Origin of the sequence: Paenibacillus sp. FSL H3-0310 (assembly GCF_038002785.1) — a bacterium.
GTDB lineage: Bacteria > Bacillota > Bacilli > Paenibacillales > Paenibacillaceae > Paenibacillus_AQ > Paenibacillus_AQ odorifer.
This window is the reverse complement of the sequence record NZ_JBBODC010000001.1, coordinates 1,915,841-1,934,364: the sequence shown is the minus strand read 5'-3', so window position 1 is coordinate 1,934,364 and position 18,524 is coordinate 1,915,841. Positions and strand designations below refer to the sequence as shown.

At 42.5% G+C, this 18,524-nt stretch carries 14 protein-coding genes; 4 read left to right on the top strand and 10 right to left on the bottom strand.

The window, feature by feature from the left end; all coding sequences use genetic code 11:
• Positions 1-3 precede the first annotated feature (3 nt).
• From MHH63_RS08650 to MHH63_RS08630, 5 genes are all read right to left on the bottom strand, one after another.
• Positions 4-675 carry a GntR family transcriptional regulator gene (locus MHH63_RS08650; RefSeq protein WP_052097124.1) on the bottom strand — a complete coding sequence of 224 codons (672 nt, stop codon included), beginning with the start codon at positions 673-675 and terminating at the stop codon, positions 4-6.
• 261 nt (positions 676-936) lie between these two features.
• The gene (locus tag MHH63_RS08645; protein WP_076127152.1) at positions 937-2,289 is read right to left on the bottom strand and encodes a sodium-dependent transporter; all 1,353 of its coding nucleotides are present in this window, start codon (positions 2,287-2,289) and stop codon (positions 937-939) included.
• Positions 2,290-2,539: 250 nt separating this feature from the next.
• Entirely contained in the window at positions 2,540-3,187 is a 648-nt protein-coding gene (locus tag MHH63_RS08640; RefSeq protein WP_036688678.1) for a FusB/FusC family EF-G-binding protein, read from the bottom strand.
• A gap of 318 nt (positions 3,188-3,505) precedes the next feature.
• The gene (locus MHH63_RS08635) at positions 3,506-4,378 is read right to left on the bottom strand and encodes a carbohydrate ABC transporter permease (protein WP_036688680.1); all 873 of its coding nucleotides are present in this window, start codon (positions 4,376-4,378) and stop codon (positions 3,506-3,508) included.
• Between the two features lie 15 nt (positions 4,379-4,393).
• Positions 4,394-5,350, bottom strand: a complete 957-nt coding sequence (locus MHH63_RS08630) for an ABC transporter permease (RefSeq protein ID WP_036688682.1) — start codon at positions 5,348-5,350, stop codon at positions 4,394-4,396.
• A 144-nt stretch (positions 5,351-5,494) separates the two neighbouring features.
• Between MHH63_RS08630 and MHH63_RS08625 the strand changes: the two genes are divergently transcribed.
• The 3 genes from MHH63_RS08625 to MHH63_RS08615 all read left to right on the top strand — a co-directional run bounded on the left by MHH63_RS08625 (position 5,495) and on the right by MHH63_RS08615 (position 10,712).
• Complete coding sequence (locus MHH63_RS08625; protein ID WP_341171409.1) at positions 5,495-7,306, top strand: sensor histidine kinase; 1,812 nt, start codon at positions 5,495-5,497, stop codon at positions 7,304-7,306.
• Positions 7,307-7,310: 4 nt separating this feature from the next.
• Positions 7,311-8,921 (top strand): response regulator transcription factor, encoded by a 1,611-nt coding sequence (locus MHH63_RS08620; protein WP_076218728.1) that lies wholly within the window; start codon positions 7,311-7,313, stop codon positions 8,919-8,921.
• Between the two features lie 105 nt (positions 8,922-9,026).
• Positions 9,027-10,712, top strand: coding sequence for an ABC transporter substrate-binding protein (locus MHH63_RS08615; RefSeq protein WP_076127158.1), 1,686 nt, complete (start codon positions 9,027-9,029; stop codon positions 10,710-10,712).
• Positions 10,713-10,781: 69 nt separating this feature from the next.
• Here MHH63_RS08615 and MHH63_RS08610 read toward each other — a convergent pair whose 3' ends face one another.
• Positions 10,782-11,915 (bottom strand): SGNH/GDSL hydrolase family protein, encoded by a 1,134-nt coding sequence (locus MHH63_RS08610; protein ID WP_076182776.1) that lies wholly within the window; start codon positions 11,913-11,915, stop codon positions 10,782-10,784.
• A gap of 152 nt (positions 11,916-12,067) precedes the next feature.
• Here MHH63_RS08610 and MHH63_RS08605 point away from each other — a divergent pair, with 152 nt between their 5' ends.
• Positions 12,068-12,613: a CDP-alcohol phosphatidyltransferase family protein gene (locus tag MHH63_RS08605; RefSeq protein WP_341171408.1), complete on the top strand. Its 546-nt coding sequence runs from the start codon at positions 12,068-12,070 to the stop codon at positions 12,611-12,613.
• Here the strand turns inward: MHH63_RS08605 and MHH63_RS08600 are convergent.
• From MHH63_RS08600 to MHH63_RS08585, 4 genes are all read right to left on the bottom strand, one after another.
• Entirely contained in the window at positions 12,600-15,716 is a 3,117-nt protein-coding gene (locus MHH63_RS08600) for an ATP-binding response regulator (RefSeq protein WP_341171407.1), read from the bottom strand. The two genes, MHH63_RS08605 and MHH63_RS08600, sit on opposite strands and share 14 nt — an antisense overlap.
• A 161-nt stretch (positions 15,717-15,877) precedes the next feature.
• Positions 15,878-16,768: a helix-turn-helix transcriptional regulator gene (locus tag MHH63_RS08595; RefSeq protein ID WP_076182783.1), complete on the bottom strand. Its 891-nt coding sequence runs from the start codon at positions 16,766-16,768 to the stop codon at positions 15,878-15,880.
• 41 nt (positions 16,769-16,809) lie between these two features.
• On the bottom strand, positions 16,810-17,649 hold the full coding sequence (locus tag MHH63_RS08590) for a sugar phosphate isomerase/epimerase family protein (RefSeq protein WP_076182787.1): 840 nt from the start codon (positions 17,647-17,649) through the stop codon (positions 16,810-16,812).
• Between the two features lie 35 nt (positions 17,650-17,684).
• Positions 17,685-18,518 (bottom strand): sugar phosphate isomerase/epimerase family protein, encoded by an 834-nt coding sequence (locus MHH63_RS08585; protein WP_076182792.1) that lies wholly within the window; start codon positions 18,516-18,518, stop codon positions 17,685-17,687.
• Positions 18,519-18,524: the final 6 nt, after the last annotated feature.

Genomic DNA, 18,524 nt, shown 5'->3' with positions numbered 1-18,524 from the left:
TCGTTATGCTTCCAGCTTTTCTTCAATCCCTTTGATACGATCAAGCGCAGTCGATAGACTGCTTAAAATATGATCTTGCATGGCTTTTTCAGCACCATCTTCATTTTTAGCAGCGATCATTTGTAAAATAAGATCATGTTCTTCATCCGCTTGTGTGTTCCAATCCCCATGCATAGAGACGAATCGACAATAACGAAGCGAATGATCTCTTAATTGATTCAGAACCTTCTCGAAGGTTTTTAGTTCGCTGATTTCTGATAAATAATCATGGAACTCAAATCCATATGTAACAAAATTCTGATTATCACCAAGCTGGAACGAGTGTTTCATTTTTGTAATCATCGTCGTTAAATTCACAATATCTTTCTCTGTGGCATGCTTAGCTGCACTTCTTGCAATATAGCCTTCAAGCATGCTGCGAATAAGAAATATTTCTTCAACCTCTTTAAGGGTTACTGAAGCTACCCGCAGTCTTCCATTTGGCTGTCGAACCAGAAAATCCTCGTTCTCCAGTCTCTGTATCGCCTCTCTTAGAGGTGTGCGGCTGACCCCGAGCAAGGCCGCCAAATTTTCTTCATTTACAGGTTGATTCGGTTCAAACTCGCTATCAATAATTTTTTGTTTTAATTCATAGTAGGTATTATCCTTTGATAACCTTCGTGATCGTATCGCCATTTCTATACTGCTCCTCATCGATAATCTGTGGGATCCGAACCCCAATAATATATTTGTATAATTGTATACAATTATTAGTTAAGAATGGATTGGTTAGTTACATTCCCTTCCATACCGTTCAAGCTTTTTTATACTATATTCCAATTATTCCACCTAGTCAAGTAGGAATTAAAAATCAATTTAATCCCCTCTTTTCAACACAAAAAAACCCTACAACCCTCAGGGGTTGTAGAGTTATTTTTGGATAAATAAATTTCAGAATTAGAAGGAAATAATCCCCGAGGTATGGAGTAGCACTAGGAACACTAGGATCGGCGCCACATAACGGAGCATAAACAGCCAAACACGGAACCAGCGCGCCTGTAGTCCAGCGGCTTCCGCTGCACCTTTCCAGAAATAACCGGCGAAGATGGTAATCAGCAGACCTCCAAGCGGCAGCATAATGTTAGAGGTGATAAAGTCCAACCCATCAAATAGAGATTTGCCACCAATCGTTAGCTCCGGGAACATTCCCAGTGACATCGCTAAAGGAATACTAAGAAGGAAACAGATCAGCGTCAAAATCCAAACCGAACGTTTCCGGCTCCAATTCCAGCGCTCCATTGTGAAGGATACAGGCACTTCAAGCAGCGATACAGCTGAGGTTAGAGCAGCAATCGCCAGCAAGATAAAGAACAAACCGCCGAAGAGCGCACCAAAAGGCATAGCCGAGAAAGCGGCTGGCAAAGCGATAAAAATCAGCGAAGGCCCCTGATCAGGAGCAATACCAAATGAGAACGTCGTCGGAAAAATAATCAAGCCTGCGATAAACGCGTATAACAAATCTCCTGCACCGATTGCGATGGCAGCGGTACCCAGCGATTGTTTTTTATCAACATAAGATCCGTAAGTCAGGAGAATCCCCATCCCGAGCGATAATGAAAAGAAGGCATGTCCCAATGCAACTAGCGCAGATTCCGCTGTCAACACTGAAAAGTCCGGTTTTAGGAAAAAAGATACCCCTGCGGATGCACCTGGTAAGGTTACCGCGCGAATCATTAGCACTACAAGGAGTACGACCATACCAGGAATTAATACTTTGTTAAATTTCTCAATCCCGCCTGATACGCCAAGGATGACTACACCCGCCGTAATCAGAATGGCTATCCCCTGCCAAACGATTGGCATATATCCAGAGACAAACGAATTGAATTCGCCTGCATAATCAGTAGTGCTGAATAGTTGTCCATTAAAAGCAATCATCGAATAGTTCAGCGTCCAGCCAGCAACAATAATATAAAAGGAGAGAATTAGAAACGGCGCAAGTACCTGCAACATTCCAGCTGCAAACCAACTCTTCCCGCCTCCAGCCCGCATAAAAGAGGTCGCCGCGCTACCACGCCCGCTGCGTCCGATAGCCAGTTCTGCCAACAGCACCGGTAACCCTATCAGCACTAAACAGACGATGAAAAGCAGGAAAAAAGCTGCCCCCCCATTTTCTCCTGTAATATAAGGAAACTTCCACATATTCCCTAGCCCAACCGAGCTGCCGATGGCGGCAAAAATAAAGCCCGCGGAAGAGAAGCGTTCCTCCTTCTCCGAGAGAAGATTTTTGTTACCCTTCATTTGATTCATTATAACGCCCCGTTTTCTTTTTTAGACCTCATTATAGCTTAAGTAACAAAGCACGTCATATGGAAATTTTCTGACTATTTTTATAACCACTCGAATTCTCTGTTTGTAAACGCTTATATTATTTATTCAGCTCTTGAATCTCATTATATCCACTAATGTCGTGCCTCATTGCTTCAATGAAACGGATTGTCTAAATCCTGACAATATTTTTAACAAAAAAGGCTCCCACTAAGGGAGCCTTTTCTAAACATTATTTGCGGACAGAGAGAATGAACCTCTCAAGCTTAGCTGTATCGGTTATGCTCCGATTACATTCCTGATTATCCAGACATACGTATTGACCCACAGCAGAAATATTATCCGGCGAAACGTTCACATTCTTGGTCTTAACATAAAAGAATGCAAGCTCTTGATGCCGATTGCAGAACATGCAGTACCCTTTTTTGTGCGTTGGTGTGATTCTACCCTCAATACCAATGAACTGTCCTTCGTACGGATAGATAATGAATAATTTATTACTGGCAATATCTATCCAACTCAAATACGTTATGTTGCGATAGTCGATGAGTTGTAGATCAGGTACTTTCAGTTTCTTATTCTTAGGGAATAGCTTCTGAATCTGCTTCAGCGTAATCGTCGGATATGACTCTAGGTATGGTTCTAATTCACTAAGATATCTCTGGAAATCTTCTGCAGTTTCGAAGGTCGATATTTGTTCCAGCATCTGCTTGTGATTCTCCGTAAGAGAAGGAAATGCCTCAATAATGTTCGTAGCAGCACTATATCTTACAGTCTCCAAGACTCTACGATCCGCAACGGTTCGCAGGGTATGCAGAACAAATTTCGTTTGTTTCTTAATTAAGTTATATTGATGGTTTCTAATAAATGGTGTACACATCGCTTTTCAGCCCCTTATTTATATTAAAAGTTCATAAGGTGCAAAGCCCATTTATAGAAACGATAAAATTAAGTTGGGCGATATATCCATCCATCGCACCTCACGCAAAGTATCGCCCTATATTAGGCTTTGCGTGAGGAACTTCTAGCTAATGGGCATTTCAACATTAGCACTGTACCACCTCCGAGCATATTTCATGCCAAAAGTATAGCACCGTATTTTAGAAGGCGCAATTCATCTCGGGTTGCCTATTTGCATGCCATACCTACAAAAAAAAGGGAGCTACATGGACTAGTCCAGTAACTCCCTCTTTTTTGACTATTCTTTTACTGCTCCGACTACAATCCCTGTCACAAAATAACGTTGCAGGAATGGATAAACCAACAATATTGGTAGCGCACTTATGAAAATCTGTGAAGCCCGTATGGTCCGTTGAGACAAGTTAGCTACAGCTGACGGATCAAGCTTGGACATATCTGCCTGAACGATAATGGTCTGCATAAACGTCGCCAGTGGCAGCTTATCCGAATCTCTGATATAGATTATACCGTCAAAGTAAGAGTTCCAATGGCCCACCATCATGAATAGGGAAACTGTTGCAATGACTGGTAAGGAGACTGGTAAATATATTTTCAAAAAGGTCTTAAAATGTCCTGCTCCATCAATAAAGGCTGCTTCCTCAAGGTCCTTAGGTACACCACGGAAGAAGTTCAGCAGCAAAATGATGTTAAACACGGCTACCAATCCAGGTAAGATAAGTGCCATCAAAGAATTCATCAGCCCGAGCTTTAGAATCAGGATATATCCCGGAATCAGACCCCCACTGAACAGCATGGTTACGACAAAATACCAAAGATAGATATTACGCGCCCGGAAAACTCTAGTTTCCTTAGAAAGAGCATAGGCTGCAACCGTATTTACTACCAGTGCAAGTGCAGTTCCTAGTATTGTCCGCTCTACCGACACCCACAGGGATGTAAGAAAATTAGTATTGTTAAAAGTTTTTGCATAGGCCTCCAAAGTGAAGCCAATTGGCCAAAAGGTGACCAACCCAGCATTGGCTGGGGCGGACGCACTAAGAGATACCATGAGTAAGTGATACAATGGCAGCAAGCAGAGCACCGAAAGGATAGTTAGGAGCACATTATTGAATATGCTAAATATTCGATATGGAAGGGTTTTATGGTACATTTGTTGTCATCCTTTCTAGAAAATTCTGTACCCTGCAAATCTATAGGCAAGTCGGTATGAAATAACGATTAGAATTAAACTAATTGCTGATTTAAAAAGATTAACTGCGGTCGCAAAGCTGAATTGTCCGCTGAGAAGACCTTCTCTATACACAAAGGTATCAATGATATCCCCTTGTTGATAGATCAAAGGACTATATAGGTTAAATACCTGGTCAAAGTTGGCGTTCAATACATTGCCCAGTGCCAAGGTCGCAATTACAATAGCAATTGGAATAAGTGCTGGTATGGTAATATACATCGTTTGCTTCCAGCGACCTGCCCCATCCACTTCAGCAGCTTCATAAAGTGATGGATTAATGCCGGATAGCGCAGCTAGGAAAATGATCGTGTTGAAACCAAATTCTTTCCAAACATCACTGGCTATGATGGTAAATCGGAACCAGTTGCCGTCCCCTAGAAAAAATATCGGTTTTATGCCGAAAACGGACGAAATAAACTGATTCACAATCCCTGTTTGAGCTAGGATATCGATCAGAATTCCTGAAAGGGTAACCCATGACAAGAAATGCGGTAGATAGACGAGTGTTTGAATCGATCTTTTAAGGCCCATATTCCTTACCTCATTAAGCAACAAGGCGAATATAAAAGGAATAATCAGGTTCAAAACAATTTTGGAGCAAGCAAAAAACAGTGTGTTCCAGGTAATTTGCAGGAAATAATCGTTCTCCCACATGTACCTAAAATGCTTAAGTCCGACCCATTCGGAATCAAAAAATCCTAATGCAGGCTTATAATCCTGAAATGCCATGAGTATTCCTGACATGGGGATATAAGAAAAAATAAAAACCATAATTGCCGCCGGTAATACCATGAAGTGGAGCACCCATGGTTGTTTATAGCCTTTTTTTCTTTTTCTTTTTATACTTGGTTTATTTTCCAGGCCTACCTGCTGTATTGAATTAGCCTCCATAGCTCTCTCCTGTTCCCAAAAAAAATATTTTGTGTGTGATGGGGATCTCTGCTATAAATAGTATCAGGCGTTTCTCAGGTTTGACTATATAACATTGTTAGGCTTGATATGGTTTTATTAGGACATCATCTGGAGGGTACATTTATGAATATTTGGAAGCGCTTTACATCCCTGAGAGAATTAATACAATCCCGGTTTAGTTTGTTTGCCAAAATAAACTGCCTGATCATACTCTTGTTCATCCCCATTATTATCATGTATACCTTTTCAAATAACGTCACATACGATGTTGTAAGCAAAGAGCTGCAGGTGTCCAATACGAAGCAGCTCACTTTTCTGTCCAGTCAAATTGATTCGCGTATTAATCAGATGATGGACTTCACCCTTATCCTTTCTAGAGATCCCAATGTCAGAGCCTTCAACGGATTAAACATTTGGGCTGATCGTTATGATCAGATGCAGACCCGGTATGTCATTCAGGAAAAGATGGTGCTTCAATCTGGGGTTGCAGATATTTGGCCTGCCAGATATGCCGTACATTCACAGCAAAATAAAGATGTCCTCTCCAACTACAATCGAGCATTTGGGTATGATGAGGATTACTTAAAAAGAAATATGAGTGGAAAATGGACGTATGGCGATCACAGCTTGGAATCTAAAGACGAGTTAAAATCCTTCTACTGGTTCTATACAGATTCCTTAGCTCAGCCGGGGATGTTGACGGGAAGCAACTTGGTGATTGAGGCCAGCTTCAGTTATGAGAATATTCAGAACATGCTGGATACGTACAAGGAAGGTGGACAAGGTGATCCTTTTCTCTATCATAAAGGGAACTCGCCAATTCTGAATCGCAGTGCGGACAAGCAGCTATCTGAAGAACTCATTCGTTACCTGGATAAACACTCACCTGAGAATACTACCCAGGATGTAGTCAAACTCAATGGCAAGAACTACCTGGTCAGCTCTGTGAAGTCCTCCTATTTGGATTGGAATTTAATAGATGTTGTCCCTCTATATCAAATTCTAAAACCCATTTCGCTCAGTCAGGATTTGTTCTATATCTCGATGATTTTGCTGTTTGTTATGGGAATTTCCGCTTCCATATTACTATACAGAAATGTTCAATATCCTATCAAAAAGCTAATTAAAGGCTTACGGCGCGTGCAGCGTGGAGATTATTCTGTACGTCTTCATAATGAAGGCCGGAACGAGTTTTCGTTTCTATTCCATCGCTTTAATGATATGTCCCATCAAATTCAAGACCTGATAGAGAATGTGTTCAATGAGAAAATCCGTGCCCGCGAAGCTACACTTAAGCAACTGCAGGCGCAAATCAATCCGCATTTTCTCTATAACTGCCTTGGTTATATTATCAATATGGCCCAAATGAAGGATGAGGACGCTGTCGTCTCCATGGCTTATAATTTAAGTGCTTACTACCGTTATACTACCCGAATGGAACGGGAAACCGCGTCACTGGATGAAGAAATCAAGCTGCTCGTCAACTATTTGGATATTCAAAAGCTGCGCAATGCCAGAATTGATTATCATATCGAAATCCCTGAGAACATGTTAAGCCAGTCTGTGCCACGTCTAATGCTACAACCTATTGTGGAGAATTCAGTCATTCACGGAGTGGCCAAATCGTATTCTTCGGGTGAGATCAGCATTAGTGGTGAGATTTCGAACGGCTTCTGCAAGATCTACATTGATGACGACGGACCTGGCTTGAATCCGGAGCAGCTGGAAGCTTTGAATCGTAAAATGCAGGAGCCATTGCAGGAAGAAATGGGCTGCGGGCTCTGGAATACGAATCAGCGGATCATGCACCTGTTCGGCAATCAATCCTGTCTAACCTTTAAACCATCCCCTCTTGGAGGTTTCCGAACAGAGATTATCTGGGAAATCCCTACGGAGGATGAATATTCTAAATTTAAGAATCATCAAGGAGAATAACAACATGCAAATGATTATAGTAGACGATGAAGCACACTGGGTAGATAATCTTGCCATGACTAAACCCTGGCATACGCTAGGCATTGAACAGGTGCATAAAGCGTATTCAGCACGTGAAGCGCTACAAATTATCGATACAAACCCTATTGATATTGTGATCTCGGATATCCAAATGCCCGAAATGACGGGAATTGAATTAATAGAGAGGATAAGAAAACGTGATAAAAAGATCAAATGTATTATTTTATCAGGCCATTCGGAGTTCGATTACGCCAAAAAAGCACTTCAGCATAATGCCGTCGATTACTTGCTTAAGCCACCTACCGATGATGAAATTATCGGTGCAGTCAAAACTGCCATCGAGCAATTGAACACAGAATGGGAACTTATCAGTTCGCTTAAACGAACCCAATTTACCCTTCGTGAGAATCTGCCGCTTTTACGTGGTCAACTGCTGCTTGATGCCTTGCAAGGTCATCAATTTCAAGCTGGCGAATGGGAACGGAAGCTCGTAACTTATGATTTGCCCTTCCATTCTGGCGATTGCGCTTTGATGCTTGTACGCATGGAAGAAGAATTTAGCCATTATAACAATAATGATCAAACCTTAATTGAATATGCCATCATCAATATGGCTGAAGAGATTATGGGTGAATTCATGCAGGTCTGGGGCGTTAAAGAGGAACATGGATATCTTGTGTTTCTGCTTCAGCTTAAAGAGAAAGGATCCGACATCGGCAAAGAAACCATCCTAGAAAAGCTTTCTTTACAGCTTCAGTATAAGGTTAAGCAATTTCTGAAAGGTTCCCTGTCCATAGTAATCACTGAATGGTTCCAGTTTCCCGAGAAGGTGTCGAGCCGTTTCCGTCAGGCTACAGCTTATTTCCGGCAGATCGTGGGAGACGAGCGCGAATTCGTAATGCGGGTCAGCGAATTTGAACCTTCCACTACCCAAGGACCTTTGGATGCCCTTTACACCCCGCCGACACTAATTCACCTGCTTGAAAGTGGGCATTGGGATGCTGCGGAAGAGAAACTACTCGCTGTCTGCGCGGAGCTGGATGAGAAATGGTCTGAATCGTGGGAGCATTGCATGGAGGCCGGTTTTTTAATCACTGCATCCTTCACGAATCTCGCACACCGAAATGGGCATACTCTAGCTAACTTAGCGGGAGACGATCTCGGTTGGTTGCAAAGCGGTGAAGCGTTCTCGACCATCGGTAAACTTAGAAAATGGTCCCTGAGCATTCTGAGCAAATTGAAAGAGGGAACGTCTAACGAAATTAAAGACATCAGGTCTGAATATGTGAAAAAGATTCAAGATTTCACAGACAAAAACCTGCATTTAGATGTTTCATTACGGGTTCTGGCTGACCATGTAAACCTCCATCCGACTCATTTATCAAAAATTTATAAGATTGAAACGGGTGAAGGAATAAGCGATTATATCTCGCGCCTGCGCATGGATCGCGCCTGCCATAAGCTGAAGACTACCTCTAAAAAAGTCTATGAAATCAGCATGGAGATTGGCTATATGGACCCTGCTTATTTTATAAAAGTGTTCAAACGACAGTTCGGAGTAACGCCGCAGGAATATCGAGACAATAATAAATAGCATGATAGAGTCCTATCGAAACTAAAAATCTCATATAGATGCCATCCCCGACTAGTTGTTAAAGTTACACTTGTAAAGATCATACACAGTAGGGGGAATTAAAGAATGATCAAGTTCAAAAAAATGTGGTCGTTGTTAACGGTCACAGCACTTATCACACTCACAGCCTGTGGCAGTGGCGGCGGAAATAATGAAAACGCCAAACAAAACAATACCACATCGTCTGAGACTAGTTTATCTGAAGCAGATGCTGCTTTTGAAAAAGGTAAATACGATCCACCCATCGAGTTCAGTTCGGTATTGATGCCGAAGAAATATGTTCAAGGTGATACCAAAGAAAACAATGTTCACGATCGCTGGATGCTGGAAACACTGGGCATGAAGCATAAAGATACTTGGTATCCTGCCAATGACGATCAATACAGACAAAAGCTTCAGCTTGCCATTGCTTCTGGCGAAAAGCTGCCTGACTTCGTTTCTGTACCAACCAATGCAGTATTGACCAATCAACTGATTGATTCCGGTCAGTTCATTGCTATCGATGAGTTGTTCGACAAATATGCTAATAAAATTCTAAAAGATCATGCTGCAGCACACCCAGAACTTTGGTATCCATTCACAAAAGACGGTAAGAAATACAATATGCCGATCCTTGAATATACTGATAATGACGATACTCTTCTCTGGTTACGTGAAGATTGGATGGAAAAGCTGAACCTTCAGGCTCCAAAAACAATCGCCGATCTTGAGAATATCATGGACAAATTTAAGAACGAAAACCCTGACGGTCTAGCACCTAAAGATGTTTTCCCACTTGCGATTTCTTTGAAAAATAATACAAACACCTGGATGGGCCAACTCGACTGGTTATTCGGTGCTTACGGTACGATTGAGGAACAATGGAATAAAGATGCCGACGGCAATCTAGAATACGGTTCCATTAACCCTGGTGCTAAACAAGCCCTTGCTAAGCTTAGTGAGTGGATGGACAAAGGTTATATTCACACAGACTCTGCACTTTGGGATGAAGGTAAATCTGCTGAAAGCTGGACAAAAGGCGCCGCAGGTATTCTACCAGGGGCAAACTGGGTTCCAGACTGGCCGGCTCCCGATCTTATGAAAAATGTACCTGGAGCGAAGATCAAAGCTTATCCGGTTCCAGCAGGTCCAGACGGACTCATCGGTACCAAATGGCAGAACTCTGGGGTAAACGCTAGTATCATGATTAACAAAGATGCTAAGCACCCTGAAGCAATTTTCTTATACTACAACTACTTGCTTGATAACCTAGCTAATCCAGCAGCTGGTAGTGAATTTGAATACGGCTTTGCTAAAGGCTACGATTGGGACATGATTGATGGAAAGCCTACTAGTGATAAAGAGAAGATTAAAGACTTCTCCAATGAGTTTCCTTTCTTAACTGGACCGGCTCGTATTCCTGATCTGTTCATGAAGACATTGGTTAAACTTGCTGACGGTGAAACCCCTGTAACTCCTTATGAAAAACAAATGGCTGAGTTCCGTAAACCGGAAAACTGGGCCGCTGCAAAAGTTGTTATGTCACAAATAGACATTCGTAGACAGAACTATTTCACTGGCGCTGCGACACCAACGATGGTATCCAAATGGAATCTGCTTCGTCAATCCGAAATGGAAACCTTCAACAAAATCATTTACGGTAAGCTACCTGTAGATGCCTTTGACTCCTTTGTTTCCAACTGGAAAGCAAATGGTGGTGATCAAATCACCAAAGAAGTTAACGAATGGTTCAAGTCTGTATCCACCAAATAGACTAAAGTAAATAAAAACAAGCCAGAGCGTGATCCTTTCGCTCCGGCTTGTTTTTTTATGAATTCCTCATTAACTTTCGCTCGCTAGAATCCCTTTCAAATACCCCGTCAACTCTTTTGCCGCTTGTTCATGAGCTAATGCTCCCGGATGACTTCTTGCCCCTATGGTCTCATCCGTCATATTTGGAAGCTGCAATACAGAAACCTGCTTGTCCCCTGTTTTCTTGCTATAAACATCGACCGCCCGGTAGATCGCTGGCATCATCGGGATACCAAGCATCCCATATGCCCATACGAGATGTGCATGTTGATTATTTTTTCTAAGCTTCATCAGAAATTTCTCAGCGGCATCGACAAAAGCTTGTATATCATCCTCATGATAGGTCCCGTCTTCATTTAAGCGTTGTTTATGGCTCTCCCCTGTTACCTCATCTTTCCATTCTGGCGATTGAAAGGCGCCCCCATCATTTGTTCCTAGATTAACTACCACAACATCTGGCTGCCAGGTTTCAAAAGAATGTTCTTGAAAAGCTCCTAAAGCTTCGTTTTTTGCTCCAGTTAGAAGACCACAAACCTGCTCATAACAATCAGGGATATTACCGTGCGGATTATTATCCCAGCTAGTAAGGACTCCCCAGCCACTTTGAGAAATAACTCTATATTCTGCATTTAAAGCATCTGCTGTCATTCTGGTATAGTTGTTGATGGCGCTAAACCACATTGGAATCCAATCTTCTTCAGCCTTGGCACCTATACTTCCTTCTCCGGATGTGATGCTGTCACCTATGAACTCTATCTTGTGGGGTTTGTCCGCAACAGGCAGGAATTTTCCATCCATCTTCACCGCATGTATCTGCAAAGAGCAGCCAGGGTCTCCACTCATTGCCTGCACATCTTTTACAATACGAATATTGTTGACAACACGATCATTCATGCCTCTAAATACACAAATCCAATACCTGCCTGCTACTAACATTTGTCTGCTAACAGGAACGGAATTGATCAGGATGCTAATCCAGGGTTCATAAACATCATAATCTGCTTCTACTTCAAGCCATAGCTCAGAACTTTTAACATTTAATTCGACCGCACTGCCTGTCCAAAATAACGTTAGTGGAGAAAGTGACCCTGTTGTTCTGCCGTGAATTTTCAGATGTTCGATATCAGCTAATGTATGTACCTTTAAGTTTGTATTCTGCTTCATAAAATCCCTCCTAATTTACCGCTAGAATCCTAATCTATACTTCTACTTCACTACTTCTTCAATACTATCTTATAATCCTTTTCCAAATAGCATATACTCTTCCTCTGGTACAATAGAATTAAATGAGGTCATGAACAAAGGTGGGATTGAAGTTGAAAGTTATACCTAACTGTATTACACTTGGCAGAATTATTTTGGCAATAATGCTGTTATTCTTCGAGCCGCTAAGTTCGGCCTTTCTTGCAATTTATATCCTTTGCGGAGTCACCGATCTGATAGATGGTCCAATTGCCCGAAAATCAGACACAACAAGTAATCTCGGAGCAAAGCTGGATTCTGCTGCCGACACGATACTAATCGGGATCTGCTTATTTACTTTGTATCCATATCTGGGTCTTACCCTCGAATTCATCCTATGGATCTTCTTGATCGCGGCCATCCGCATAACATCGACAGGGATTGCCCTCCGCAGATTCAAAACTTACGCAAGTATCCATACCTACGGCAATAAACTCACCGGGCTTCTCTTATTTGTAACTCCTATATGGCTTTCCCATAGTAACCACACCATTTGGACAACCATTGTCTGTATAGTTGCAACCTTATCCGCTGTGGAAGAATTGATCATCCAAATCACATCCACTCAATTACAGCTGGACAGAAAAGGATGGTTTTATAACCCTCCTAATCAGGAATAATGAAAGATACCGTAGTTCCCACCCCTGGAATACTTTGAATCTTCAAGCCTTGTCCATATAATTGTGTTAATCTTCGATCAGTATTAAGAAGCCCAATTCCTTGATCCTTAAGGCTTTTTGGCTGTAATAACTTGCTGACTTGAGCTTCATCCATTCCAATCCCCGTATCTGCAATGATAAAATGAACAGCCTCCACATGTGTCTCGATGTGAATACGCAAGGTTCCACCTTTTGCCCGACTTAAAATCCCATGCCGGACGGCGTTCTCGACCAGTGGCTGAATGGTCAGCGGAGGAATTAGAAGCTGTAGATTCGCGTCTACCTCCCATTCAACCTGCAGCCTCTCCTCAAAACGCTGCTGCTGGATATATACATAATTCTCGACCAGCTCCAGCTCTTGCGACAGCGAAACAAGTTTGCCTGCATTTAAGAAGTCAAAGCTGATCCGCAGATAAGTAGTGAATGCATCTGAAAGATCTTTCATTTTGACAGTGTTAAAATCACTCAAGGACATAATCGAATTTAATGTATTAAAGAGAAAATGTGGATGGATCTGCGCTTGTAAATAAGCAGCCTCCATTCTCAAACGATCATTGACTGCTTGCTTCATAGAAGTGAGCGACGAAGCACGATACTTCAATTCCATGGCATCTACTGGCTTGGTTACATAGTCATTAGCGCCAGCCAAGAAACCTGCGTAAACATCCTCCTGCTCACTGCGAGCGGTCAATAGAATAATAGGAAGTTCATACATCGTGAACCGCTCGCGTATCAATCTTGTCAATTCATATCCAGACATGCCCGGCATCATCACATCAGCGACAACCAAATCGAACTGCTCATGATGCAACATATCCAGCGCCTCACGGGCTGAAGTCGTTGTATCAATCCGATAAGCTCCATCTGATAAAATATTTTGCAGAACTTTTAAATTGACCGAATCATCATCAACCGCTAGCACATGTATGATGTCAGCGTCTGTATCGAGCTTCGAGAGTGCCTCTACTTCCTTTGTGTTATAGGCGGCAGCCACCATAGCTGATTTCTCAGCAGTTATCCACGTGCTGAATGGTGACAATGGATCCGAATCTTTTTCTGTATGAAAATCTGGAATAGATGACTTCAGGCTCCCTTTAGCTACAGGTAATTTGAAGCTGAACTTACTTCCCTGACCCGGCTGCGATTGCAGCAATAATTCACTGCCATGCAGTTCGACCAGCTCCTTACAGATGCTAAGTCCCAGCCCAATGCCGCCTTGACCGTAAGCCCCTTGTTCATAGCGCATAAAAACACGCTTTTTCAAAGCTTCATCCATACCAACTCCTGTATCCGTAACATGTATCCATACATCCCCACCCACTTGTTCTGCGGCCAGTTCAACACTTCCCTGTTCGGTGTACTTTAGTGCGTTATGAACTAAATTAATCAGAATCTGCACCAATCGCTCCTCATCAGCATAAACACGAGGCAGATTCTCATCTATAGACATTCGAAGCTCCACCTTCGTCCCACCGGTTAAGAAACGTAACATATCCAGTACACCTTCAGCCAATGACCTCACTTGCAACGCCTTTATATTCATCACAATCCGCTTATCCTGCAATCGCACAACATCAAGCAAGTCATTCAGCATAAGCGACATCCGGCGACTGACCATAATTAGCAATTCCATGTCACGCTGGCTCTCTTCATCCAGCACATGTTTTTTTCTTGTTAACACACTTTGGGCAATATTCATAATCCCATGCAGTGGAGTGCGCAGTTCATGTGACGTATTGGCTAGAAAACGGTCCTTTAATTTATTGGATTCCGCCAATTGAGCGTTCAGTAACACATTTTGATGGGATTGATGAAAATATCTCCTAAACCAATAGGCGGAAAATGCGGCAAGGGCAGCAATTAAATCTACGGGATAAAACATAAATTGTGAGCTACCGGCATAGTAGACAGCCCCCCACAACATATTATTTAGTACTGCTAACACTGAAAACAATAAAAATAGAGCACCTTCAGCTCGTAAGGATACCATCTTCCAAAAATAATATACCGTCCAACACACTGGAACGTAATACAGGATCATGTAATACCCTTTTCCGATGATATATAACACTGCCTCTTCAGGACCTACAATAATAAATAAAGTAAAAATGAGAACTGACAGGATGTAACTATAAAACGCCTTGCCTTTCCGTCGATTCCCCAATAGTTCTCTTCCCATCAATAAAAGGAATAAACAAAACCCTATATACGAAAGAACCTTTAACCTCAACATCCAGGCAAAATCAACATGAAGAAACCGGAACATCAGTCCATTATGTTCAACCCCAATGGATACAGCCGCAGCGACCATCATTAGGAAAAAAATAATCAGCTCTGTTTTTCGTACATCCATCAGATAGATAATCAATAAATACAACCCATGTAGAAGAAGCATGACTCCTACGACTAGCTGCAAGCCAATGGAATTCCAGTATATAGTGTCTACCTCATGTTGAATGCCAAACTCCACGGACCGAATTATGCCTCCTTTTAGTGGAGACTCATAATTTGACGTCCGAACAAACAGATCCAGATGCTTCTGATCTGTAGGTGTATAACTGATTAAGAATGCTTTCGTCACATAAACATGCTCTTCCTTCTCGTCAGATAACACTCCAAACCGTGAGAGAATTGTTCCATTAATCTCCACTTCAGAAGAAGTATAGATGGATTGGAACCAAAAGCTAAGTGGTTCAGACAAGGGGCGTTCTAGCAGAATCCGCAAATGATAAGTTCCGTATCCATACGCCTTCTTTTGCTCAGCAGAATTGAATACAGAATTCCAGTTACCCGGCACCTGAAGCATTTGGCCTTTTAAAACGCTATCCACATTGGCGGCATTCACCCATTGTTGAGGATAAAACTCCCATTCTCCATCCAATGGAAAAGAGCTTAGTGATTCAAGGTCTACTCCCCGCAAATCGAGCACACCTTGCTCCACTACAGGAGGATTGGACAGAGTAAAATGATTGTACCAGCTCCAGCGTATTGCAATCAGCAGGCAGATGAATACTACTATGTACAACATATGACTTAACTTAATTTTATTCTCCGAAGTTCTCATAGACTCCTCATTCGTCAATAGTATTTAATAGTGCTATATCCCTATCTCCAACTTTGAGCAATACAGTATGATTATACTATATTAAGAGGCCTATAGACGTATGTATTCCTATGTTCAGAGGAAAAAAATCAACCATCCCAAAGAGCAGATGGTCGATTCCTTTATTGCGATTTATTGATTAAAGCAGATCGCATCGCGGCAAACTTACTAGGCATTACTCCCACATTTGTTTTGAACGTCCGACTGAACAGATGAATACTAGAAAACCCCACATCTTCGGCAATCTCCGTTAGATTTTGCTTTCCCTGAATGATTCTCAATTTAGCCTGCTCGATACGAACATGCTTCAAATAATTATGAATGGTCACCCCAAGCTGAGTCTTGAACACATACGACAAATGATTGGCAGTCACCCCAACATGCCTACTGATAGATTCATTACTTAACTGCGGATCTTGATAACACTGGTGCATGTGATGAATGGCGCCTTCAATTAAAGGCCATCCTTTGGTTCTCTTCCCTTCCGTTCCTTTGGACAGATTCTGATTCCTAAAGAACAAAAACAACAATTCCAAACAGATAGACTTGTTGATTAATACCCCACCGTACGTTGGATCTAGCATCTCTTTTTGCAGTTGCATGAATCTTCTCTTCAATTCGATTCGATCTGGGAGCTGCAGATGAGATAGCGGATAAATATCAGCAAGCTGCATTTCACTTGGCATGATATCCTGGATCCCGGGCCTAAGTCCATCCGCTTGATCCGATGAGCTTTTATCCTCGTTATCATACAAATCAAAATGAAAGATATACTGCACTAAGGGTAAAGCCGAGGTGGACCTAATTATATGGGGCAAGCATGGATGCATGAGCAGCACATCCCCTTCTCGAACCAGGAACTTCACCCCATTCAAGAAAAACTCCGCCTCTCCCTGATCTATATAGGTATACACGTGATCTTGATCCAACCATTCACCTGCTAGTAAGGAGGATTCCATGACTTTGGCTACTCGAACATAAGGGGAAATGCTGTTCATCCACGACTCATTCACCTCGAATCTTCTCCTTCTTCTGACATTTTATTGATCTTATTTTATATCCTAACCGGAATCTTTAAGTGATCTTCTACAAAATCTCGGCAGATTTCCATGGTATTGTACGGGCTATTTAGCGATTCGTCCACTTCGAGTGTCATCCAACCGGAATAATCAATTTCATTCAGCGCTTCAATAGTTGCGTGTAGATCAACAGATCCTTTGCCTAACTCACAAAAATGAGGAAGCTGTGTATCAAGTGTAGCGGCAGACCTGTCTGTCAGGTCCTTCAAATGAACATAAGCTACCCTGTCCTGATACATTCGGATGATGGATGCCGGGTCCATCCCCGCTCCGAGCAAATGTGCTGAATCCGGGGCAAGATATACCACCCGCGGATCTGTCAGGCTCATCACAATCTCAATTTCTTTCTCGTCTTGCAATTCCGTCCACAAATGCGGATGAACACATGTCTTTACCCCTAAGGCATAGGTTCTTTCCGCCACTTCATTCATCGTGGCTGCGGCAACCTTCAATTCTTCCAGCGATGAGGGTTGATCCCGAGTGCCACCTGGCCCTAGGACAAGGATGTCTGCTCCACACTTCGCTATGATTTTAGCAAGTCGCACATTGTAGTCAATGATACCCGAAGTGTTCGCGGCATTGCCGAATTTTTGCTGCTGTCCCCCAGCCGTACCTCCATACAACGCAGTCATCTCCAGCCCGTACCCAGCCAAGAGCTCTTGTAATTGTTCTGGACTTTCTTCATATTGAAGTGCAAAAGACGCCCACGGCTCAATCCCCGTGAAACCCAGTCTGGAGACTTCCTCCAACGCTTTGAAATGCGCTTGCCCCCAAGTGATGGTGTGTGCAGCGATTCTACCCTTGAACAGACTCATCCTTAACGCTCCTTCCAATGTGGGATTCGATGGGGTTAGATTTCCAGTGATGAGAATACTTTATCGAAGCCTGCTTTGGAACGAGAAAATAGTTCAGATGAACTTTGTGATGAAGCTGGCGCTAGCACTTCTTGAGCGATAACGCCCTTGTATCCGATCTTTTTCAAGCTTGCCAAGAATCCGGTAAGATCAATGGATCCTTCCCCTGGATACAATCGATCGGAATCAAGCAATTCCTCTATCAGCAGAGGTTTAGCATCATTAATATGGACATACGCAATTTGATGCGGTTGTAATTTCAGCAGGTCCTCCCTCGTTAATCCATTCGTATGCCAATGATAGGAATCCAGTAACAAACCGATATTTCTCACTTGAATTGAATCCATCCAGTCCAACGTATCTTGCATCGTCCAGATTAGCGGATTTGCCCATTGTGTACGTAAGTGATGAGGACCAACGAACTCTAAGGCTAGCGAAATACCATAGGCGTCTAATATTTCTGCACATAGTCTTAAACGTCTAGTGGCTGCAATCATGAACGGTGCGACCGGAAGATCTGTCGAAGGCAAAATATAGGTACAGCATGTGGTGCAATTTAATGCAGCAGCGGCCTCAGCCATCAGCGTAAGCGATTTCAGACTTTCCCTAAAGCTTTCCTCTGTCGTGCGCCAATCTACCTCTAAACCAAATGATCCTAGCATGATGCCATGACTTTCCAGTAATTGGATGGCCCCATCCTTGCCATACTGCTGTACCAACTCTAATGGATTGACGTCTATGGCCTGAAACCCGAATTGGCTCGCAAGTCTGATATATTCTTCATTAGAAGCAATTTCTCCCAAACCCGCTGTTGTTAATCCTCTTATCATCGTCGT